20 protein-coding genes and 1 pseudogene are annotated in these 22207 nt (G+C 63.3%); 7 read left to right on the forward strand and 14 right to left on the reverse strand.

The features are described 5' to 3' along the window. The 6 genes and pseudogenes from EOA79_RS09000 to EOA79_RS09025 form a co-directional block, all read left to right on the forward strand. A pseudogene (locus EOA79_RS09000) lies at positions 1-246 on the forward strand (sugar ABC transporter ATP-binding protein); the annotation flags it as partial. 106 nt (positions 247-352) lie between these two features. Then, positions 353-1855 carry a GMC family oxidoreductase gene (locus EOA79_RS09005; protein WP_095823431.1) on the forward strand — a complete coding sequence of 501 codons (1503 nt, stop codon included), beginning with the start codon at positions 353-355 and terminating at the stop codon, positions 1853-1855. After that, entirely contained in the window at positions 1852-2613 is a 762-nt protein-coding gene (locus tag EOA79_RS09010) for a 3-ketoacyl-ACP reductase (RefSeq protein WP_095823432.1), read from the forward strand. Before EOA79_RS09005 ends, EOA79_RS09010 begins: the two co-directional genes overlap by 4 nt. 12 nt (positions 2614-2625) lie before the next feature. Further along, a complete protein-coding gene (locus EOA79_RS09015; RefSeq protein WP_095823433.1) occupies positions 2626-4254 on the forward strand; it encodes a choline dehydrogenase in 1629 nt (542 codons plus the stop codon). Positions 4255-4264: 10 nt separating this feature from the next. Further along, complete coding sequence (locus tag EOA79_RS09020) at positions 4265-4582, forward strand: Dabb family protein (RefSeq protein ID WP_127334886.1); 318 nt, start codon at positions 4265-4267, stop codon at positions 4580-4582. Between the two features lie 74 nt (positions 4583-4656). After that, positions 4657-5910: an MFS transporter gene (locus EOA79_RS09025; RefSeq protein WP_082953939.1), complete on the forward strand. Its 1254-nt coding sequence runs from the start codon at positions 4657-4659 to the stop codon at positions 5908-5910. Here the strand turns inward: EOA79_RS09025 and EOA79_RS09030 are convergent. From EOA79_RS09030 to EOA79_RS09095, 14 genes are all read right to left on the reverse strand, one after another. Next, on the reverse strand, positions 5897-6742 hold the full coding sequence (locus EOA79_RS09030; protein ID WP_067002559.1) for an EamA family transporter: 846 nt from the start codon (positions 6740-6742) through the stop codon (positions 5897-5899). The two genes, EOA79_RS09025 and EOA79_RS09030, sit on opposite strands and share 14 nt — an antisense overlap. 7 nt (positions 6743-6749) lie before the next feature. Continuing rightward, positions 6750-7667: an endonuclease/exonuclease/phosphatase family protein gene (locus EOA79_RS09035; protein WP_095823435.1), complete on the reverse strand. Its 918-nt coding sequence runs from the start codon at positions 7665-7667 to the stop codon at positions 6750-6752. 112 nt (positions 7668-7779) lie between these two features. Beyond that, entirely contained in the window at positions 7780-9330 is a 1551-nt protein-coding gene (locus tag EOA79_RS09040; RefSeq protein ID WP_067002561.1) for a sodium:proton antiporter, read from the reverse strand. Between the two features lie 151 nt (positions 9331-9481). Beyond that, positions 9482-10546 (reverse strand): ABC transporter ATP-binding protein, encoded by a 1065-nt coding sequence (locus EOA79_RS09045; protein WP_095823436.1) that lies wholly within the window; start codon positions 10544-10546, stop codon positions 9482-9484. A 27-nt stretch (positions 10547-10573) separates the two neighbouring features. Continuing rightward, entirely contained in the window at positions 10574-11365 is a 792-nt protein-coding gene (locus EOA79_RS09050; protein WP_095800497.1) for an ABC transporter permease, read from the reverse strand. Then, a complete protein-coding gene (locus EOA79_RS09055; protein WP_176477631.1) occupies positions 11362-12207 on the reverse strand; it encodes an ABC transporter permease subunit in 846 nt (281 codons plus the stop codon). The genes EOA79_RS09050 and EOA79_RS09055 overlap by 4 nt, the downstream gene beginning before the upstream one ends. Before the next feature lie 134 nt (positions 12208-12341). Beyond that, positions 12342-13448, reverse strand: a complete 1107-nt coding sequence (locus EOA79_RS09060; protein WP_095823437.1) for an ABC transporter substrate-binding protein — start codon at positions 13446-13448, stop codon at positions 12342-12344. A 241-nt stretch (positions 13449-13689) separates the two neighbouring features. Then, positions 13690-14862, reverse strand: coding sequence for an iron-containing alcohol dehydrogenase (locus EOA79_RS09065; RefSeq protein ID WP_095800500.1), 1173 nt, complete (start codon positions 14860-14862; stop codon positions 13690-13692). 16 nt (positions 14863-14878) lie between these two features. Further along, entirely contained in the window at positions 14879-16264 is a 1386-nt protein-coding gene (locus EOA79_RS09070; RefSeq protein WP_127334887.1) for an aldehyde dehydrogenase family protein, read from the reverse strand. Positions 16265-16288: 24 nt separating this feature from the next. Beyond that, the gene (locus EOA79_RS09075) at positions 16289-16705 is read right to left on the reverse strand and encodes a type II toxin-antitoxin system VapC family toxin (protein WP_095823438.1); all 417 of its coding nucleotides are present in this window, start codon (positions 16703-16705) and stop codon (positions 16289-16291) included. Continuing rightward, a complete protein-coding gene (locus EOA79_RS09080; RefSeq protein WP_095823439.1) occupies positions 16695-17105 on the reverse strand; it encodes a hypothetical protein in 411 nt (136 codons plus the stop codon). The genes EOA79_RS09075 and EOA79_RS09080 overlap by 11 nt, the downstream gene beginning before the upstream one ends. Before the next feature lie 71 nt (positions 17106-17176). After that, positions 17177-18547, reverse strand: a complete 1371-nt coding sequence (locus EOA79_RS09085; protein ID WP_095778816.1) for a glutamine synthetase family protein — start codon at positions 18545-18547, stop codon at positions 17177-17179. An 87-nt stretch (positions 18548-18634) separates the two neighbouring features. Then, entirely contained in the window at positions 18635-20191 is a 1557-nt protein-coding gene (locus EOA79_RS09090; protein ID WP_095800504.1) for an amino acid permease, read from the reverse strand. Positions 20192-20213: 22 nt separating this feature from the next. After that, entirely contained in the window at positions 20214-21032 is an 819-nt protein-coding gene (locus tag EOA79_RS09095) for an N-formylglutamate amidohydrolase (RefSeq protein ID WP_067002583.1), read from the reverse strand. Between the two features lie 146 nt (positions 21033-21178). Between EOA79_RS09095 and EOA79_RS09100 the strand changes: the two genes are divergently transcribed. After that, the gene (locus EOA79_RS09100) at positions 21179-22009 is read left to right on the forward strand and encodes a MurR/RpiR family transcriptional regulator (protein ID WP_067002767.1); all 831 of its coding nucleotides are present in this window, start codon (positions 21179-21181) and stop codon (positions 22007-22009) included. Positions 22010-22207 lie beyond the last annotated feature (198 nt).

Genomic DNA, 22207 nt, shown 5'->3' on the forward strand with positions numbered 1-22207 from the left:
GAAGCTCTGACCGCTCCAGAAGGCGCCGAGCGCAACGGATCCGAAATCGCCACCGCCGACTGCCACATCGAAGTGGTCGAGCCGGCGGGATCGGACACGTTCGCCGTCACCAATCTCGGCGGCAAGGGCGTGGTGGCGCGGCTGCGCGCCGACGCCAGGATCCAGCCCGGCACCAGCACGCCGCTGGCCTTCAATCTCAGCAAGGCGGTGTTCTTCGATCCGGCGACCGAGAAGCGCATTCTCTGATGCATGTCGCCCAAAAGTGGATCCGGTTTTGGGGCAGCGACATGCGTCAAGACAAAGATCTAAAGCGCGTGGTCCCGGTCAGTTCAAACACGACGCGCTTTAGACCATGACAAATCCGGATATCGTCATCATCGGCTCCGGCATCGGCGGCGCCACGATCGCCTCCGGCTTGGCCGGCAGCGGCGCCTCGATCCTGATCCTGGAACGCGGTGAACCGCTGCCCGCGACGCCGCATGCGCGCTCGACGCGCTCGATCTTCGTCGACGGGCATTACCGGCCGAAGGAGATGTGGCGCGAGGCCGGCGGCGCCGCGTTCAACCCCGGCAATTACTATTATGTCGGCGGCAACTCGAAATTTTTCGGCGCGGTGCTGATCCGCTACCGCAAGGAGGATTTCTCCGAGCTGGAGCATTTCGGCGGTGTCTCGCCGGCCTGGCCGTTTTCCTATGACGAGTTCGAACCCTGGTATTCGAAGGCCGAGCAGCTTTTCCGCGTGCGCGGCGCGCTCGGCGAGGATCCGACCGAGCCGTTCCATTCGATTCCTTATGCCTTCAAGCCGGTGCCCGACGAACCTTCGATCGCGCGTGCTCGCGCCGAGCTCAAAGGCCTAGGCCTGCATCCTGCCTCGCTGCCGCTCGGCGTCGACATCGAAGCCTGGCTGAAGGAGGGCAAGACCGGCTGGGATGCTTTTCCGAACACCGGGCAAGGCAAGGTCGACGCCCAGACCGGGCCTCTGGCGGCGGCGCTCAATGACAAGAACATCAAGCTCGAAACCGGCGCCCATGTCGACTGGCTCGAGGCCTCGCCGGACGGCAAATCGATTGCCGCCATTCATTACACGCAGAACGGCGCGCAAAGGACGCTCTCGCCGAAGCTGGTCATCCTATCGGCCGGCGCGATCAACTCCGCCGTCATCCTGCTGCGCTCGCCCTCGACAAACGGCAAAGGCCTCGCCAACAGTTCCGACCAGGTCGGCCGCAATTTCATGAACCACAATTCGAGCGCGATGCTGGCGATCGACCCGCGCCGCCGCAACGACGCCGTCTACCAGAAGACGCTGATGCTCAACGACTATTATCTGTCGGGCGGCAAGGGCGGCAAGCCGCTGGGCAATGTGCAACTGCTCGGCAAGATCGACGGCAACATGCTGCGGGCCAATGTGAAGCTGGCGCCAAGATTCGCGCTCGATTTCATGGCCGGCCACGCCGTCGACTGGTACCTGATGTGCGAGGACCTGCCCGATCCTGAAAGCCGCATCCTGGTCGACGGCAAGGAGATCGTCATGCAGTGGCGGCGCTCCAACATGCAGTCGCTGGAAGGCCTGACCACGGTGATGCGCGAAAACTTCCGCGCCTGCGGTTACCCGATCGTGCTGTCGCGCCCGTTCGACAAGCGCACGCCCTCGCACCAGTGCGGCACCGCGCGGATGGGCAACGACCCCGCGACGGCGCCACTCGATACGTTCTGTCGTGCTTACGACCATAAGAACCTGTTCGTCGTGGACGCCGGCTTCCTGCCGACCTCGGCGGCGGTCAATCCGGCGCTGTCGATCGCAGCCCAGGCGCTGCGCGTGGCAGACCATATCCGCAAGACGGAGCTCGCGGCATGACCCGCCCGGCAGCCATCGTCACCGGCGGCGCGCGCGGCATCGGCCTTGCCTGCGCCGAGGCGCTGGCCGATGCCGGCTTCGATATTCTTGTTGCCGACCTTGCGGACAAGCCGGCCGATGGACTTGCCGAAAGCATCGCCGCGCGCAGCGCGAAATTCGCCTATGCCAGCTGTGACATCGCTGATCTCGCTGGCCATCCAAAACTGGTCGCGGCGGCGGTGGACGCCTTCGGCAGCATCGATTGCCTCGTCAACAACGCCGGCATAGGCGCCGTCGTGCGTGGCGACCTTCTGGAATTGAAGCCTGACAATTTCGACCACGCGCTAAATATCAATCTGCGCGGCACGGTGTTCCTCAGCCAGGCCGTCGCCAAGGCGATGCTGGCGACACCCGCCAGCTTTGCGAGGTCGATCGTCACCATCACCTCGGTCAGCGCGACAATGGCCTCGCCGGAGCGCGCCGACTACTGCATCTCAAAGGCAGGGCTTTCGATGTGGGTGAAGAACCTGGCGCTGCGGCTCGCCGCGGAAAACATCGGGGTGTTCGAGGTGCGGCCGGGCATCATCCGCACCGACATGACGGCAGGCGTATCCGCCAAATATGACGCACTGATAGAAGGCGGGTTGGTGCCGGCCAACCGCTGGGGCGAGGGCGCCGATATCGGCGCTGTGGTGGCCGCACTTGCCAGCGGAAAATTCGGCTTTGCAACCGGATCGGTCATCGATGTCGACGGCGCGCTCTCCGTGCCTCGTCTGTGAGTGAGTGGAACCATGGCTGACTACATCATCGTTGGCGCCGGACCGGCCGGTTGCGTGCTGGCCAACCGACTGAGCGAGGAGCCGACCAATTCGGTGCTGCTGCTCGAAGCCGGCGGGAAGGATTGGCACCCGCTGATCCACATGCCGGCAGGCTTCGCCAAGATGACCAAGGGCATCGCTTCCTGGGGCTGGTCGACGGTGCCGCAGAAGCACATGAAGGACCGCGTCTTCTGGTACACCCAAGCCAAGGTTGTCGGCGGCGGCTCGTCGATCAACGCCCAGATCTACACGCGCGGCAACGCCCGCGACTATGACGCCTGGGAGAAGGAAGAGGGCTTGGCCGGCTGGGGCTATCGCGATGTGCTGCCCTATTTCAAGCGCGCCGAGAACAACCAGCGCTTCGCCAACGATTATCACGGCGACCAGGGGCCGCTCGGCGTTTCCAACCCGATCTCGCCGCTGCCGATCTGCGAGGCCTATTTCCGCGCCGGCCAGGAGATGGGAATCCCCTTCAATCCGGATTTCAACGGCGCCAGCCAGGAAGGCGTCGGCTATTACCAGCTCACCCAGAAGGACGCGCGGCGCTCCTCCGCCTCGGTCGCCTATCTGAAGCCTATCCGCGCCCGCAAGAACCTGACGGTCAGGACCGATGTACTCGTCACCCGCGTCGTCGTCGAGAAAGGCCGCGCCATCGGCGTCGAGATCGTCGACAAGCCGGGCGGAGAGAAGACGATCCTGCGCGCGGAACGCGAGGTGATCATCTCCTCCGGCGCCATCGGCTCGCCAAAGCTCTTGATGCAATCCGGCATTGGCCCGGCCGATCATCTGAAGTCGGTCGGCGTCACGCCGGTCCACGACCTGCCCGGCGTCGGCTCCAACATGCAGGACCATCTCGACCTGTTCGTGATCGCCGAATGCACCGGCGACCACACCTATGACAACTATGCTAAGCTGCACCGCACGATGTGGGCCGGCCTGCAATACGTGCTTTTGAAGAAGGGCCCTGTCGCATCCAGCCTGTTCGAGACCGGCGGCTTCTGGTACGCCGATCCGACCGCCGCCTCGCCCGACATCCAGTTCCATCTCGGTCTCGGCTCCGGCATCGAGGCTGGGGTCGAGAAGCTGAACAATCCCGGCGTGACGCTGAACTCCGCCTTCCTGCGCCCGCGCTCGCGCGGCACCGTGCGATTGAAGAGCGCCGATCCCGCCGATCATCCGCTGATCGACCCGAACTACTGGTCCGATTCCTACGATCGCGACATGTCGATCAAGGGACTGCGGCTGGCGCGGGAGATCATGCGGCAGAAGGCGCTGCAGCCTTTTGTGCTGCGCGAGGTGCTGCCCGGCCCTGCGCTGCAAAGCGACGCCGACCTCTTCGACTATGCCTGCCGCGCGTCCAAGACCGATCACCATCCCGTCGGCACCTGCCGCATGGGACATGATGCGATGGCTGTGGTGACGCCCGATCTCAGGCTGCGCGGCATCGACGGCCTGCGGGTCTGCGACGCGTCGGTGATGCCGCGTGTCCCCTCCTCCAACACCAATGCGCCGACCATCATGGTCGGCGAGAAGGGCGCCGATCTGATCCTCGGACGCGAGCCGCTGCCGCCGGCCGTGTTCAAGGGCAATAAGGCGGCTTGAGGGAAGAACAATGATCCGCCACTGCGTCTTTGTCCGCTTCGGCGACGGCAGCTCCGCCGCCGAGCGCGCCGCGATTCACGCCGATCTCGAAGCGCTGCGCCCGGCCATCGACGGCATGGGCAAGGTTCATTTCAGCGCCAATGTCAGCCCGGAGCCGTTCGCGCGCGGTTTCGGCCATGGCTTTACCATCGATTTCCGCGATGCTGCCGCCCGCGACCCCTATTTGGCGCACGAGGCGCATCAGCGCGCCGGCGCTCGCCTGGTAGCGGCGCTCGAAGGGGGCACCGACGGGGTGATGGTCCTCGACTTGGAGTTTACGGAAATGTGACCGCCGGTTGATCGGAAACCGGCAAATAACCCGTTCTCTTTTGCACTGCATGGAACATATCGTTCCTTTCGCGGATGCAAAGGAGCAGCGATTTGAGTCTCACCTCGGAGCAGAAGAAAACCGTACTCGCATCTTTCCTGGGCTGGACGCTCGACGCTTTTGATTTCTTCCTTCTGACATTCCTGCTCACAGATATCGCCGCTGAATTCCACACCGATGTCCCGGCGGTCTCCAAGGCGCTGTTCCTGACCTTGGCCACGCGATTCATCGGCGCGTTCTTGTTCGGCATGCTTGCCGACAGATATGGGCGCAAACCGCTGCTGATGCTCAACATCGTCAGCTACTCGGTGATCGGGGCGCTGGCGGCCTTCTCGCCCAATCTCGGCATATTCCTGGCCCTTCGGGCGCTGTTCGGCATCGCGATGGGCGGCGAGTGGGGCCTTGGCAGCTCGCTCGCCATGGAATCCATTCCGCCCAGCGCCCGCGGCATGGTTTCGGGCATCCTGCAATGCGGCTATCCGGCGGGATATCTGCTGGCGGCAGTTGTCTATGGGCTGCTCTACGGCCAGAAGATCGGCGATTTCACCTTCGGCTGGCGCGCCATGTTCCTGCTGAGCTTCGTACCGGCGCTGATCGTGCTCTTCATCCGCTCGCACGTGCCGGAATCGCCCGCCTTCGTCTCAGGCCGGGCGCAGGCGCGGCCGGGTCTTCTCGTAACGCTGCAGAAGCACTGGGGCATCGCGCTCTATGCCGTGGTGCTGATGATGTTCTTCAACTTCTTCAGCCATGGCACGCAGGACCTCTACCCGACCTTCCTGAAGAAGCAGCACGGCTTCGATCCGCACACGGTGAGCTGGATCACCATCGTCGCCAATATCGGCGCCATTGTCGGCGGCTTGGCGTTCGGCGCGCTGTCGGAGAAGATCGGGCGCATAAACGCCATCACGCTCGCCTGCGTCATTGCCCTGCCGGCTATTCCGCTCTGGGCCTATACGACGACGCCCTTCATGCTGGCGCTCGGCGCCTTCATCATGCAGGTGGCGGTGCAAGGCGCCTGGGGCGTCATTCCGGTGCATCTCAACGAGCTATCGCCGGGCTCCGTGCGGGCGACCTTGCCTGGCTTCATCTACCAGGCCGGCAATCTGGCGGCCTCCTATGGCGGCCCGTATCAGGCCGGCATCGCCGAAGCGCGGGGAGGCAGCTATGGCTATGCGCTGGCATTGTTTGCCGGCGTGGTCGCCGTCTGCATCATCGTCGTGATCCGCTTCAGCCCCGAGAAGCGTGGCGAGGTCATGACCGTGATCGACCGGGAAGTCAGCCCAGTCTGAGCGCGACCACGCCCGCGACGATGCCCAGCGCCGCGGCGGCGCGCCATGCCGTCATCTTCTCGCCCAGCGCAAGCACCGAGATCAGCATGGCGAACAGGATCGAGGTCTCGCGCAGCGACGCCACCGAGGCGATCGGCGCCTTGGTCATCGCCCACATCACGATCCAGTAGGCGGCGCCGCTGAGCACGCCGGTGAAGAGGCCTGCCTTCCAGTCCCGCGCCAGCAGGGGCAGCGACTGTGGCCCGCGAAAGGCGATGCACAGCACCAGCGCCCAGAGCGCATCGCAGACGAACAGCCAGGCCGCATAGCTTTGCGCGGTTGCCGCCAGCCGCGCGCCGCTGCCGTCCGACAGCGTGTAGCTGGCAATGAAGATCGATGTGCCGAGCGCGAAGCTGACGGCGCGCAGATTGAACCGTTCAAGATGCACACCGCCGCGAAACGACATGACCAGCGTGCCTGCCGACAGAAGCACGATGCCGAAGATGGAGAGTGGCGCCGGTATCTCTCCGAGCAGAACGATGCCGCCGAGCGCGGAGAGCAGCGGCGCGGTACCGCGCGCCAGCGGATAGGTCTGAGCGAAATCGCCGGCCTTGTAAGCGCCGATCAGAAACGTCCGGTAGCCCATATGGAAGAAGACCGAGGCGAGGATGAATGGCCAGACCTCGGCTTTCGGCACTTCAACGAAAGGCAGCGCCAGCAGCGCCGCAGCCCCCATGCCGAGCGTCATCAAGGTGATCGACAGGAAGCGGTCGAGGTGCACCTTGACCAGCGCGTTCCAGATCGCGTGCATGGCGGCCGCCGACAGCACCGCGAGGAAGACGAAAAGCGTCATGCCCGCCTCACCCGCCTGCAAGCCTAGCGGCGATGCCTGGGGTTTCCAGATCGATATCGACCCTGAGCGGGAAATGGTCGGAGGCCACTTCGCCGATATCGGCGCTCACGGAACGCACCCGCCCGGCCAGCACGCCGCCAACGAAGCAATGATCGAGCCGGCGTTTCGCCAGCTTGCCCTCGATGATCTTTTCATGCGTGTGGAAGTCCGCCACCGGCTTGGCGGCGACGGCTGCGGCATCGACGAACCCGTCGATATAGACGGCGCCGCGATGATAGGGCGTGCTGCCGACGATGCGCCGGTATTCCGCACTTCCCGGCTCCATGTTGAAATCGCCGAGCCAGATCGCCGCCAGCGGGTTTTCCGGCTCCGGCTCGCCATTCGCCCAGTTGCGCTGCGGCTCGTCATCGGCGCCGCTCCAGGGACCGCCATCGGACGGCGCGCGGCGCTGTTCGGCGAGCAGATAGTCGATCTGCTCCAGCCGCTCTTCGGCCGCGATATGGGCAAGATGCAGCGAGAAGACCCGCACGGATCCCGCCGGCGTCCGGATCATGCACTCCAGTGCGGCGGTGCGCGTGTTGAGGGGCTTGAGCGTGCGGCGCAGCGGCAGCGCATGCAGCCGCGACCAGACGATCGGCAGCTTCGACAGAAGCATCGTGCCGAACTGCCTGCGGCGGTTGACGATGCGCCCATCACGCTTTTCGCTGGCGTCCATGTCGAAGGCCGGACCGTAGACCCAGTGATAGTCGGGCAGCAGCCTGGACAGGATTTTCGGCTGGTCGTCGCCGTTGCTGCGCTGCCAGTGCCGCTCCACTTCCTGCAGGGCGATGATGTCGGCACCGTCGACGAGGCGCGTGGCGCGCGCCAGATCGTAGCGGCCGTCGCTGCCGTAGCCGTACTGGATGTTGTAGCTGACCAGCTTCATCGATTAACCGGCTGAATATCCGGCCACGGCACTAGCGCCTCGGCCATCGCGTTGCAATGGACGCCATCGACATGCGGAATGGTCCAGTCATGACCGCCGACCCCGGCATCGTCTAGGTCGTGAGCGACTGGAACCGCCCCGCCGGCGATGCTGCCAGCTCGGACCAGTCGATTTCTTCTTCCAGACGGTGATAGGCTTCGTCGCCGATCGTACCGTCGCGGCGCAATTCTTCGAGCCTATCGCGCTGCCGCTTGATGGCATAGAGGCGCAGCCGGTCGTATTCGGTGGCCGCCTGCGCATCCTCAGGATTCTCGGCGATCTTTCGTTGGGCCTCGTACTGCTCGCGCACGACGTCCGCAGCGGCAGACGTCTTGCGGCTCAGGACGTCGAGCGCGGCTTCCATGATGGCAACGCGTGCCTGCGCCACTTCGCGATCTATCGTCGTATCCTCTTCGAAATTGAGCCAGCGCAGCAGCGGCTTCAAGCTCATGCCTTGCAGCACCAGCGTGCCGAGCACGACCGCGAAGGCGGCAAGCACGATCGGGTCCCGGCCAGGGAAATTGGCCGGCAGTGCAATGGCCACCACCAGGCTCACCAGCCCACGCATGCCGCACCAGCCGACAAGCAAGGCGCCCCCGAATGTCGGCGCATCCCGCCTTTGCTCTTTGCTGTCGAAGCGGGCGAACCGCCGTATGATCGCGACGTAGCCAAACACCCAGACGAGGCGTGCCACGATGACAACGGCCAGCACCGTTGCGGCGAAGACAAATTCATCGCCCTGCCCATCGCCGGAGAGCCTGCCGACGATCGACCGGGCCTGCAGGCCCATCAGCACGAAAGCCAGCACATTGAGCACGAACACTGCCGACTCCCAGACCGAGTAGGTGCTGACGCGGCGTCTGGCCGACATCTGGCGTGGCGCGGTGCGCGCGATGGTGATGGCATAGACGACGATGGTGATGATGGCGGAAAGGCCGATCCTGTCGGCGATGATCCAGACGGCAAAGGTTCCGGCAAACTGCACCACGGTGCTGCTTGCCGCATCCTCGATGCGCGTCAGCGTCAGCAGCGAGAGGCGGCCGAACAGATAGCCGGCGGCGACGCTGCCGACCGTCGACAGAAGGATCACCGGCACCGCATCGCTCAGCATGACCGAGCCGACCGCGGCCGAAACGGCGATGCGGTAGATCAGAAGCGCCGTGGCGTCGTTGAGCAGGCTCTCCCCTTGCAGGATGGCGTTGAGGCGGTGCGGCACCTTGAACTGGCCAAGCACGGCGCTCGCCGCCACGGCGTCCGGCGGCGCGACGATGGCGCCGAGCGCGATCGCCGCCGCGATCGGCAGACCGGCCATCTTCCAGCCGACGAAGGCGACGACCACGGTGGTGAAGACGACCGCGCCCAATGCCAGCAGCACCAGCGACAGCCGGTAGCGCTTCAGGTCGCGCAGCGACGTATCATAGGCGGCATCGAGAAGCACCGGCGCGATGAACAGGGCAAGCGCCAGTTCCGGATCGATCTCGATGGTCGGCGCACCTGGCAGAAAGGCGATCCCCACTCCGGCCAAGGCCAGCAGGGAGGGATAAGGTATCCCCAGCCATCGCGACAACGCCGTCAGCCCGACGGCGATCAGAAGCAGGATGAGGGTGAGCTCGAAAAGCGCCATGGCTCATCGTAGCGATGGAACCAGGCCTTTGGCACTGCAAAAAGCGATGGTGAATGGTGAATGGTGAACGGGCATCATCAGAGAGAATTCGAGCACGTAACGTGCTCTCTTCGCCGACTACCATTCACTTATTCACTATTCACTGTGCACCCTAGTGCAGCACCAGCATGTCGCCCGACGAGAAAGAGATGTCCGCCTTCTCGCCGACGACAGGCGGCGGCGTCGCCGAGTTGTTGAAGGTGTCGAGCGATACCGTGTTGCCGCCGATGCCGACGCGCACCCGGATGACCGAGCCGAGGAAATGCACTTCGGCGATCTCGCCCGAAAGGCTGGTGTCGTGGCCGGGCTGGCGTCCGAGCGAAATCGCTTCGGGCCGCAGCGCCAGCGACAGCGTGTCGCCGGACTTCGACCCGTTGAGCTTGCCCTTCAGCGAGACTTCCTGCGTGTTGACCCGCACCTTGCCGGACGCGGCATCGGTGACCTTGCCTTCCAGCACGTTGAGCGTGCCGACGAAATTGGCAACGAACTTGGTCGCCGGCCGGTTGTAGATCTCGAACGGCGTGCCGACCTGTTCGGCCTTGCCGCCATACATGACCGCGATGCGGTCGGAGATCGACAGCGCCTCTTCCTGGTCATGCGTCACGAAGATGGTGGTTATGCCGAGCTTCTTCTGGATCGAGCGGATTTCCTCTCGCAGCGAAATGCGCACTTTGGCGTCCAGCGCCGACAGCGGCTCGTCGAGCAGCAAAAGCTTCGGCTTCGGCGCAATGGCGCGCGCCAGCGCGATGCGCTGCTGCTGGCCGCCGGAGAGCTGGTAGGGATAGCGGTCGGCCATCTGCGGCAGCCTGATGATGTTGAGCATCTCCGCGACACGGGAATCGATGGCCGCCCTGGGCATGCCCGCCACCTTCAGTCCGAACCCGATATTCTGCGCCACAGTGAGGTTGGGAAACAGCGCATAGGCCTGGAACACCATGCCGATATTGCGCTGGTTGGGCTTCAGCCTGGTGATGTCCTTGCCGCTAACCACGATCTTGCCGGCCGAGGGCTCCTCGAAGCCGGCCACCATGCGCAACACCGTCGTCTTGCCGCAGCCGGACGGACCGAGGAAGGAGACGAATTCGCCCGGCGCGACATCGAGGTTGAAATCCTCGACCACGGTTGTGGCGCCGAAGGACTTTCGCACATGCTGGATGGAGAGGAACGGCTCGGCCATGGCTTTTTCTTTCGGTCGGTACTTCGCTCAATTGGGGCGGTTCGCTGATTTCGGCGCGAAACGGGACAAGATCTGGATCAGCGACATGCAGCCCCAGGTTATGACGAACGCGATGATCGACAGCGCCGCCGGCTCATAGGCGCGGTTGGCCACAAGATTCTGCAAATACGGGCCGAATGCCGGCCGGTTGAGCAGGCTGGCCATGGTGAATTCGCCGATCACGATGGCGAAGGTCAGGAATGCGCCCGAAAGCACCGCGATCAGCACATTGGGCAGGATCACGCGGCTGATGATCGTGCCCCAGCCGGCGCCCAGGATCTGCGCTGCTTCCGTCAACGTGCGCACGTCGATGGTGCGAAGCCCGGTGTCGACGGCGCGGTACATGTATGGCAGTGCAAGCGTTGCATAGCCGATGACCAGCAGAGCATTCGCGCCTGGATTGGTTGCCAGGAACGGCAGCGGCGAATTCGACCCATACATCCTGATATAGCCGAAGACGATGACGATGGCCGGGATCACCAGCGGCAGCAGCGTGATGAACTCGACGATCGGCCTGATCTGCGGCATGCGAAGGCGGATCCAGTAGGCCGTAGGCACGACGATCAGCACGCCGAGGAGAATGGTGAAGATGGCGACGACCGCCGAAAACATGAAGGTCGCCTGGAACTGGCTGTCGCCGAGCACGACCTTGTAGGCGTCCAGGGAATAGACGCCGCGGCGCATGCGCAGCGAGAACTCGATCGTCGCGATCAGCGGGATGAAGAAATACGCCGCGCCGAGGACAAAGACGACCCAGGCCCAGAACCTGCCGGATTTCATTTCAGCCACCTCTCCGAGCGCGTCCGGAACCAGATGTAGAAGATGTTGGCAAGCCCGGTGATGACGATCATGCCGAAGGCGATCGCGTAACCGAGATGGGCATTGTGCAGCACGTCGCCGCGGATCTGGGCGTAGAGCAGGATCGGCACGATGTTGAGCGAGGACCCGGTCAGCGCATAGGCGGTGGCGATCGCCCCGAAGGCATTGGCGAAGAGCAGGATCACGGTGCCGAGGAAGCTTGGCCACAGCACGGGGATTACCACCAAGCGCCAGTATTGCGCCTGAGTGGCGCCGAGCGTGGCGGCGGCTTCGCCCCATTCCCTTTTTAGTCCGTCGATCGCCGGCACGATGATGACCACCATCAGCGGGATCTGGAAATAGACATAGGTGATCGTCAGACCCCAGAACGACAGCAGGTTGAAGCCATGCGCATAGATGTTGAACCCAACCAGCGTGTTGAGAAGCACGGTGACGAGGCCCAGCCGGCCTAGGGTCGCGATGAAGGCGAAAGCCAGCGGCACTCCGGCGAAATTGGACGCGACACCGGAAAACGTCAGCGTCCCCGACCGTATCCAGTTGGGCAGGCCTCCGCGCACGATGGCGATGGCGATGGCAAGACCGGCGAAGGCGCCGATCAGCGATGACGCCAGGCTGACCTTTATCGAAATCCAGTAGGCGGCAACGATGTTGGCCGAAAAAAGCGCGACGATGTTGGCGAAGGTGAACTCGCCCGCCTCGTTCTGGAAGGCGCCCAGCATCAAGTAGAGCGTGGGCAGGATCAGGAACATGACGGCGAAGACGAAGAACGGCGTTACGCCAAGCCATTGCGTCGGCAGCCGCATTGCGCGCGCTTCGCCGGGGGGCGCGGCCTTGCCCGCAATTGCCTGATTGGAAACCGAGAGATCGGTCATGCGCCGGCTACCGTTTTTGGGAAGGAGTCCGGGCGGCCATCGGGCCGCCCGGACCATATTGATCCTTACTTCACATTTGCGCCGACAACGGCGTCCCAGTTCTTGGTGATGGCTTCTTTCGCCTTGCCCTGTTCATCGAGCGTCGGAAACACCGCGGCCGCATAGGACTCGGCCGGAGGCATCTTCGCCAGCATATCCGCCGGAACCTTGCCGTTCTTGGCGAGATCGTTGAAGCGGATCGGGTGGCAATAGCCCTTCAGCCAGCCGATCTGGCCTTCGTCGGAGTAGAGATATTCCAGCCAAAGCTTGGCCGCATTCGGATGCGGCGCGTAAGCGCTGATCGCCTGCACGTAAACGCCGGCGACAACGCCGGTCTTCGGCACAATGACGTCAACGGGGGGATTGCCCTTCAGCGTGTCGCGACCGGAGAGCGCGTTGTAGTCCCAGGTGACGAGGATCGGCGTCTGGCCCTGGGCGAGCGTCGCGGTTTTGCCGATGACCGGCAAGAAGTTGCCGGCGGCATTGAGCTTCTTGAAAAATTCGAGCCCGGCAGTGCCTGCGGCTTCGCCAGCGGCAGCGCCGCTGGCAAGGCCGGCGGCGTAGACGGCCTGGATAGCCTGGTTCGAAGCGCGCGGATCGCCGGCAAGGGCAACCGAGTTGGCGAATTCAGGCTTCAGCAGGTCGGCCCAGTCGGTCGGCGATTCCTTGACCAGATCCTTGTTCACCTGGAACGAGAGCACGCCATAATAGTCGCCTGTCCAGTAGCCGTCAGCGTCCTTGGCGCTGTCCGGAATAGAATCCCAGGTCGAGACTTTATAAGGCTGGATCAGGCCGTCCTTCTTGGCGGACGGACCGAAGGACAGGCCGACGTCGATGACGTCAGGTGCCTGCGGGCCCTTGTTGTCCTTGTTCGCTTTGATCGCCTCGATCTCATCGCCGGACCCTGCATCCGGGTTGAGCTCGTTGACGGTGATCTCCGGATACTTCGCCTTGAAGCCGGCGATGACGTCGCCGTAGCCGCACCAGTCGTGCGGCAGCGCGATGGTGGTGAGCTGGCCCTCGGCTTTCGCCGCCTTGACGAGATCGTCCATCGCGTCGGCGGACGAAATCACCGTCGACGCAAACAGCGCCGCGGCCGAAAGGGAAAGTACTTTCCCCGTGAATTTGAACATGTGTTCTCTCCGTTGAACTGACGCCATTGGACGCCTGCGATGCGGTATCGTTTTCGTGTGACAGCCAGATGAAAGCTTTGTGAAAGCGGCACCCCGCAACACGAAAAAGTAAACTCTCTTTAACCGGCTGTAGCAATCGCTTCGCGATTCTTTTTCCGGCTAATTATTCTCCTCCTTGCATTCCGCCCGTTGCCCTTTCCTTTCCCCTCGTTTCCAGATCAACTTTCCGCTGCAAATTGGTTTACACAGACCCTACGATGGCATTTTCGAGCAGAGCAAGCGCCCCTTTCTTGGTGAGCTTGACCGGATTGCCGCCGGCGGTCGGATCGACCACCGCCATGTCGGCGATCAGTGTCTTGCGGTTCTTGTCCATGTCGAGGTCCTTGATCAGGCCGGGCAGCGCATGCGGCACCTTGAGCTCCTTGCGCAATTTGATGACGGCTTTTGCGAAGCCATCGAAGCCGCCCTTGATGCCGCAATAGGCGGCGAGCCGCGCGATGCGATCCTCGATCGCATCGCGGTTGAAGGCGAGGACATAGGGCATGAACACCGCATTGGTCATGCCGTGATGGGTGTCGTAGAGCGCGCCGATCGGATGCGACAGAGAGTGGATGGCGCCCAGCCCTTTCTGGAAGGCGGCCGCGCCCATCGCGGCCGCGCTCATCATATTCGCGCGGGCGACCAGATCCTTGCCGTTGGCGAAGGCCTTGGGCAGGTTTTCGAACACCAGCCGGATGCCTTCCACGGCGATGCCGTCTGCCATCGGATGATAGCCCGGCGCGCAATAGGCTTCGAGGCAGTGGGCGAGCGCGTCCATGCCGGTGCCGGCCGTGATGAAGGGCGGCATGCCGACCGACAGCTCCGGATCGGCAATCACGATCGCTGGCAAAAGCTTCGGGTGGAAAATGACTTTCTTGGTGTGGGTCTCTTCATTGGTGATGACGCCGGCGCGGCCGACCTCGGAACCGGTGCCCGCCGTGGTCGGCACCGCGATGATCGGCGCGATCGCATCCGAGTTGGCGCGCGTCCACCAGTCGCCGATGTCCTCGAAATCCCATACCGGACGCGTCTGCCCGGCTTGGAAGGCGATCAGCTTGCCGAGGTCGAGCGCCGAGCCGCCGCCGAAAGCGACGACCCCGTCATGCTTGCCTTTCTTGAACACGGCGATGCCGGCGATCAGGTTGGACTCGACCGGGTTCGGCTTCACCTCGGAAAAGACGCCATAAGGCACATTGGCATCGTCGAGGATCTTCAGTGTCGAAGCGACGACGGGCAGCTTCGCCAGGCCCGGGTCGGTCACGAAAAGCGGGCGCTTGATGCCTGCCGCAGCCAGCGCGTCCGGCAGTTCCTTGATGCGCCCCGCGCCGAAGCGGACGGTGGTGGGGTAGTTCCATTTGGAGGTGAGCTTGGACATGGATTGTCTTTCGAATTCAGATCGCTTCGCGCAGGTGATAGGATTTCGGCCGGGTCAGGTTGTCGTAGCCGATGGCGGACAGCGCCGCGCCCTTGCCGGTGTCCTTGACGCCGGTCCAGACCAGCGCCGGATCGAGATAGTCGCAGCGGTTCATGAACACGGTGCCTGTCTGGACCCGGTCGCCGATCGCCACGGCGCGCTCGGTGTCGCGCGTCCAGATCGAGGCCGTCAGCCCATAGGGGCTGTCGTTCATCAGCGCGATGGCTTCCTCGTCGTCGCGCACCTTCATGATGCCGACGATCGGGCCGAAGCTTTCCTCGCGCATGACGCTCATCTGGTGGTCGACACCGGTCAGCACTTCCGGCGCCAGATAGGGCGAGCCCGGCCTGTCGTTTTCCACCTTCATGGCGATATGCGCCTTGGCGCCCTTGCGCAGCGCCTCTGCCTTCTGCTCGCGGATCAGGTCGGCGAAGCGTGCCTGCGCCATCGGACCCATGGTCGTCGCCTGCTCCAGCGGATTGCCGACGACATAGTTCCTGGTCTCGGCGACAAAACCTTCGACGAACTCGTCATAGACCTTTTCGTGCACATAGACGCGCTCGATGCCGCAGCAGCATTGGCCGGAATTGTAGAAGGCGCCGTCGACCAAATTGGCGACCGCATGGTCCATTTTGGCGTCGGGAAGGACATAGGCCGGATCCTTGCCGCCGAGCTCGAGGCCGAGCGTCATGAAGGTGCCGGCCGCGGCCTTCTCGATGGCGCGGCCGCCGGCAACCGAGCCGGTGAAGTTGACATGATCGATCTTGCCCGAGCCGAGCAGCCTTTCGGTCTGGTCGTGGTTCATGACCAGATTCTGGAACAGGCCTTTCGGCAGGCCCGCCTTGTCGAACGCCTGCTGGAAGCGCTCGCCGACCAGCAGCGTCTGCGCCGCATGCTTGAGGATGACCGCGCTTCCGGCCATCAGCGCCGGCACGATCGTGTTGACCGCGGTGAGATAAGGATAGTTCCACGGCGCGATCACCAGCACGACGCCAAGCGGCACCTTCTTGACATAGCGGCGAAAGCCGTCCTTCGGATTGGAGGCCATGATCGGCTTCAGCGCAGCTTCCGCGATCTCGACCATGTAGCTGGTGCGTTCCTTGACGCCGCCAAACTCGCCGCCATAGCGCACCGGCCGCCCCATCTGCCAGGCGATCTCGGGCACGATCTCGTCGCTGATGCCGACCAGCGCTTCCAGCATCGCCAGCATGTACTTGCCGCGCTCGGCAACCGGTGTCTCGGCCCATTTCTCCTGCGCCGCCCTGGCGCGCTCTGCCGCCGCATTGATCGCCTGATCCGTCGCGACCGGCCGCTCGGCATAGATCGAGCCATCGATGGGTGATTTAAGTTTTACGGTAGCCAAGAAGACGTCTCCAAATTGACTCTTTCAGCAGGCGATGGCTCTGACATGACCATGCGCGGCATAGGCCAAAATGGCCTTGTCACGGGTTACGATAGTCAAATCGCGCTCCCGCGCGGTCGCTATCAGAATTCGATCCATTGGATCGCTGTGAACGACACCTGGGAGGTAGGAGGCCGCGATGAGAATACGTGGCGTCACCCCTTCCACTGTGACGGCCGCCGCCTCAACGAACTCGTCGAACCAACGGTCGGGCGTCTTCGTGGACGGCAACCTGCCCTTCGACACCAGCATGCCCATCTCCCATGCCGTCATGACCGATACGTTCAGCGTGCCGGACTGAGGAGCCTTGCTGATAGCCGTTGTCGCCGCATCGGCTATCGGTTCGTCCTGCGAAATCCAGATGACCGCGCAAGTGTCCAACAGAAGGTTCTCAGTCTTCATAGACCTTGCCCCAATCCTGCTCGACAGGCTCCGTCAGATCGACCTCTGGGAGGATAGTAAGCGTTCCCTTCATGCAGCCGAAGATCGGGTGCCGTGTCGGTGTCCCGCCGATCTCGGCCTGAGCCGATTCGCCGAACCCCTTTGCAGTGCCGGAACCTGGCTGAACGCGCCGAAAGACCAGATTTTCGCCCGCTATATTGACGGACTCAGTCTGGAACCCCGCGGCCAGCCACTCCTTTGTCATTGGATTGTTGCTGGGGTTATTGCTCCACCAAGCCGGATACTGCTTGGACGCCGGTAGCTTTTCGCCAAGCAGCTTCTCGATGTCGCTGAACGACATCGGAACCCGCTCGCCGGTTTGAGCCATAAGATACGAACGCAAAGGCGAATACTTTCCCATTCTCACGCTCCCGAACTCAACCAGCCAAGACTACAGCTTTAGTTAGGTTCAGTCAACGTTCGACTACAGCTTTAGTAGCGTTCAAACCCCCGGTGCAGTTCCCAATCCGTGATGCGGCGGTCGTATTCGAACTGCTCCCAGCGGGCGGTGTGGACATAGTGCTCGATCACCTCCTCGCCGAAGGCCTGCTTCAGCATCGTGGAGCCTTCCAGCGTCTCGGTGGCATCGCGCAGCGTCTTCGGGATTTCCGGCAGTTGCGACGCCTGATAGGCGTCGCCGACAAACGGCTTCTGCAGCTCCAGCTTCTCGTCGATGCCGGCGAGACCGGCCGCGATCAGCGCAGCGAAGGCGAGATAGGGGTTGAGATCGGCGCCGCCGATGCGGCATTCCATGCGGATGCCCTTGGTACCCTCGCCGCACAGCCGGAATCCCGCCGTGCGGTTGTCCTCGCTCCACATGATCTTGGTCGGCGCGAAGGTGCCGGCCTGGAAGCGCTTGTAGGAGTTGATGTACGGCGCCAGGAACCAGGTGAACTCCTTGGCGTATTTGAGCTGGCCGGCCGCCCATTGCTGGCCGAGGCTCGACAGCGTCCATTCGGCGTTTTTGTCGAAGAACAGCGGCGTCCCGCCGTCGGCGCTCCACAGCGAATTGTGGATGTGGCTGGAATTGCCGGCAAGCCCGTAATTGTACTTGGCCATGAAGGAGATGGCCTTGCCTTCGGAATCGGCGATCTCCTTGGCGCCGTTCTTCAGGATGACGTGGCGATCCGCCATCTCGAGTGCTTCGGCATAGCGCACATTGATCTCTTCCTGGCCCGGACCCCACTCGCCCTTGGAATTTTCGATCGGGATACCGGCTGCCTCCATCTCGTTGCGGAGCCGGCGCATGACGCCTTCTTCCTTGGTGGTGATGCCGATCTGGTAGTCGCCGATATAGGGCGAAGCGCTGTCGAGCCCTTGCCAGTGCTTCCTGCGCGCCGATTCATAGGTTTCGCTGAACAGGTAGAATTCGAGCTCGGAGGCGAAGTAGCCGATATAGCCGCGCTCGCTCAGGCGCTTGACCTGCTTCTTCAGGATCGCGCGCGGCGAATGCGCGAGGTCCTCATGGTCGTGATGATCGAGCACGTCGCAGATGACCAGCGCCGTCTTCTCCAGCCATGGGACGCGCCGAAGGGTCGACAGGTCGGGTTTCATGACGAAGTCGCCATAACCCTTCGACCAGCTCGCCGCCTTGTAGCCCGGCACCGGCTCCATATCGATGTCGCAGGCCAGCAGATAGTTGCAGCCATGCGTCTCGCCATGCGCGGAATCGACGAAATACTGGGCCAGGAAGCGCTTCCCGGCGAGCCGGCCCTGCATGTCGACGATGCAGGCCAGCACCGTGTCGACCTCGCCGTTCGAGACCGCTTTCTTCAACTGATCGAACGAGAAATTCCCGGCCATTCCTTTGGCACTCCAACACTTGTCGATTGAAAGGGAGAAACGAAGCCCTGGCCGGCGTGACGCCGGCCAGGGCCATGATGTCCGATGTCAGTGGCCGGTCTCGCCGACCGCCTGCTCTGCCGCCTTGATCGCCGCCTGGCGCGCCGCGATGATGTCGCCGAGCGGCGGCCCCTGGAAGCGGTTGCGCTCGAAGGCGAACCAGACGACCGCCGTTAGGATGAAGAAGCCGACGGTGATGTAGAGCGCCCAGTCGTTCGGCGGCTGGATGCCGATGACGAAGATAAGGATCATCGACACGATCGAGAGCAGACCGAACAGCATGAAGATGCCGCGGCCCATGTTCCACGGCCCCATCTTGTCCCACTTCGGCGTCCCCCAGGCCATCATGCCGAGCACGATCGGCACGGTGAAGGAGAGGAACAGGAAGATGACGGTGCAGGACACCACGATCGTGTAGGCCGAGGTGCCGGCGACCGAGACCACCGACGAGCCCCACACGAACAGCACCGACAGGATCGAGGCTGTCCAGATCGCCGCCACGGGCGTGCGATAGGTCGGGCTGACCTTGGAAAGCGCTGCCGAGCCCGGCAGGCCGCCGTCACGGGAGAAGGCGAAGATCATGCGCGAGGCCGAAGTGACGGTGGCAAGGCCGCACAGCAGCTGTGCCAGGAACACGACGAGATAGACGAACTCCTTCAGTCCGGTTCCGACGCGCTGGTCGAAGGCCCAGAAGAATACGTTCCAGCCCTGCTTGGCGGCCTCGTCCATGTTCGGGATCATCAGCACGAAGGCAGCCAGGAACAGGTAGCCGAACAGCGCCGACCAGATGACCGACATGACCATCGCGCGCGGCACGGAAGAAGCCGCCTTGATGGTTTCCTCCGACGTGTGCGCCGAGGCGTCATAGCCGGTGATCGTATAGATCGGCAGCAGGAGGCCAAGCGCGAAGACCCAGGCGTTCGAGACCTGCGGCCACACGCCGCCTCCGGCATCGCCTGAGTAGTTGTGGAAGGTGAAGAGGCGGCTGAAGTCCCAGGTCTCGGCCGAGAGCAGGCAGACCACCGCGATCAGGATCGAGCCGAAGAAGATCAGATAGCCCGAAAAGTCGGTGAGCTTTGCCGTCAACTTGATGCCCAGATGGTTGATTAGCGCCTGCGCGCCGGTGATGATGACCAGGAAGATCGTCTGGGTGGTCAGGTTGTTTTCAATGCCCAGCGTCGGCCCGAAAGCGCCGACGAAGAAAGTCCAGGTGCCGACATTGATGGCGCCGAGCACGGTGATCAGGCCAAGCAGGTTGAGCCAGGCGGTAACCCAGCCGGTGCCGCGATTGCCGAGGATCGAGCCCCAGTGATAGAGGCCGCCGGCCGTCGGATAGGCCGAGCTGATCTGCGACATGGCGACCGCGAAGGTGAGCGACACGAAACAGCCCACCAACCAGCCGATGCCGATGCCGATGCCGCCGGCGCCGGAGGTCGCCTGCGCCAGCGAGTTGATGCCGCCGGACAGGATGCAGATGATGGAGAAGGAAACCGCGAAATTCGAGAAGCGGCTGAGGCGTCGCTCCAGTTCCTGGGCATAGCCCATGCTGTGGAGGACTTGTATGTCCTCAGCCTTGTCGACTTCGGTGTAGTCATTTGCTGCCATGTTGGAAGTCCCCTGTGGTTTCTTAGCTGGCCGACTGTACTGACTTTCCCATTGCGCGTTGTCGGGAGCCCCTGGCCTCCTCGGGCTCCAGATTCGAGAATATGCCTGTGAGCAGATCCGCCCATTTCCGCTGCCCGGTCTCGCCGGAGATCTCGTCGTTGCGGATTTCGATCATCGCGCAGGCAAGGCCGCGCGAGCGCGCGTGCCGTTCCAGCGTGAAATAGACGCGGTCGGCCGGCGAATAGGGTTCGTTGACGCCAACGGTGACGCCGGAGAGCCGCTTGAGCGCCGATATCAGCGGCGCGGCGAGCCGGCGATCGTCGTCATGGATGATGCCGATATGCCAGGGACGGGTCCTGCCCTTATAGACCGGCGTGAAGGAGTGCACCGACACCAGGCGCGTTTCCTGGCCGAGCGCCAGCCGCTGCTCGATGATCTCAGCGATCGTGTCGTGGAACGGACGCCACGCGAGATCGATCCGCTCCGCGCGCTGCTTGCCGGAGAGATTCGAATTGCCCGGAATGGCCGTCGCCTCGCTGACCGGCGGCACGAGGTCCGGCGCGTCGAGCGGGCGGTTGCAGTCGATCACCAGGCGCGAGATGCGGGTTTCGACCAGCGTGGCGTCGAGCGCGTCGGCCATCCGGCTGGCGACCGGCAGCGCGCCCGGATCCCAGGCGATATGCCGGGAGAGATCCTCGGCGGGCAGCCCGAGCGTTCCGAATTCGGCGGGCAGGAAGTTCGAGGCGTGATCGCAGGTGAGGACGAAGGGGCTCGAGCCGCCGGGGTTGGTCACCCTCACGGTCTCAGACGGTGCAAGGCTGGCGCGCCGTGCTTTCTCCATACTGCCGTCCCCTCGGGAGCGCTGTATCTTATGTTACGTAATTTGCCTCATTGCGCCCCTGTGAATGATTTCATACAGTTTACGCGGCTTTGTCAAACGCGGAATTCCGAAAACGGCGGCGACCGGGTCAAAGGGTGGGGAAAACGATGATCTCCAGTATTGCCGAACTGATTTCGGACCGCATCGGCACGATGCCGGCAGGCGAGCGCCGCGCCGCGCAGACGCTGATTGCCAACTATCCGCTGACCGGGCTGAAGACCGTGGCCGAGTTCTCGACCGCGGCGGGAGTCTCCTCACCGACGATTCTGCGTTTCGTCGCGAGGTTAGGTTTCCAGAACTATCCCGAATTCCAGTCGGCGCTGCAGGATGAACTGGCCGCGCAATTGCAGTCGCCGGCCTCTCGCACGCTCAACTCGGCGTCGCCCGCCAATGGCGGCGCCGTTTCGCCGATGCTGGAGGCGACGCTCGACAACATGCGCGAGACGTTCCGGCACCTTACCGACAAGCAGTTGGCCGACATTGCCGCACGGCTTGCCGAGCGCCGCGGCAAGACCTTTCTGATCGGCGGCCGCTTCACCGATCCGCTGGCGCGCTACATGGCAGCCCATCTAGCCATCATCCAGCCAGACGTCTACCACCTCGCCGGCCAGGAGAGCATCTGGCGCGACCGGCTGATCGACATGGGCAAGCGCGACGTGCTGGTTATCTTCGACATCAGGCGCTACCAGGAAAGTCTGCTCCGCTTTGCCGAAAAGGCGCACCAGCGCGGCGTCCAAATCGTGCTCTTCACCGATCAGTGGCTCTCGCCGATCGCCCGCTTCGCCCGCCATGTGATCGCCGGGCGTACCGCCGTGCCTTCGGCCTGGGATTCATCCGCCGCCCTCTTTGTCGTCGCCGAAACGCTAATCGGCGCGGTTACAAGGCAGCTCGAAGCCGCCGGCGCCAAGCGCATCCGCGACCTGGAGAGCCTGCGCTAGGCAGTTCCAGGCAACGGCTTCCGTTCGGTTTTGCTTTGACCGAATGGCGGCCGGCGTCCCCCAAATTGCGGCAAAAGGTGGGACCGAAGCGATGATCCCGCTTCACGTTACCGAGATTTAATGTGCACGTTTGCGTGATAATTGCCATAAAACGCTGATATTATGATGTGGCGTGGCCGGTATCGCTCTCACGCCGTA

The sequence above is a fragment of the Mesorhizobium sp. M1A.F.Ca.IN.020.03.2.1 genome (assembly GCF_004023205.1).
Classification (GTDB): Bacteria; Pseudomonadota; Alphaproteobacteria; order Rhizobiales; family Rhizobiaceae; genus Mesorhizobium.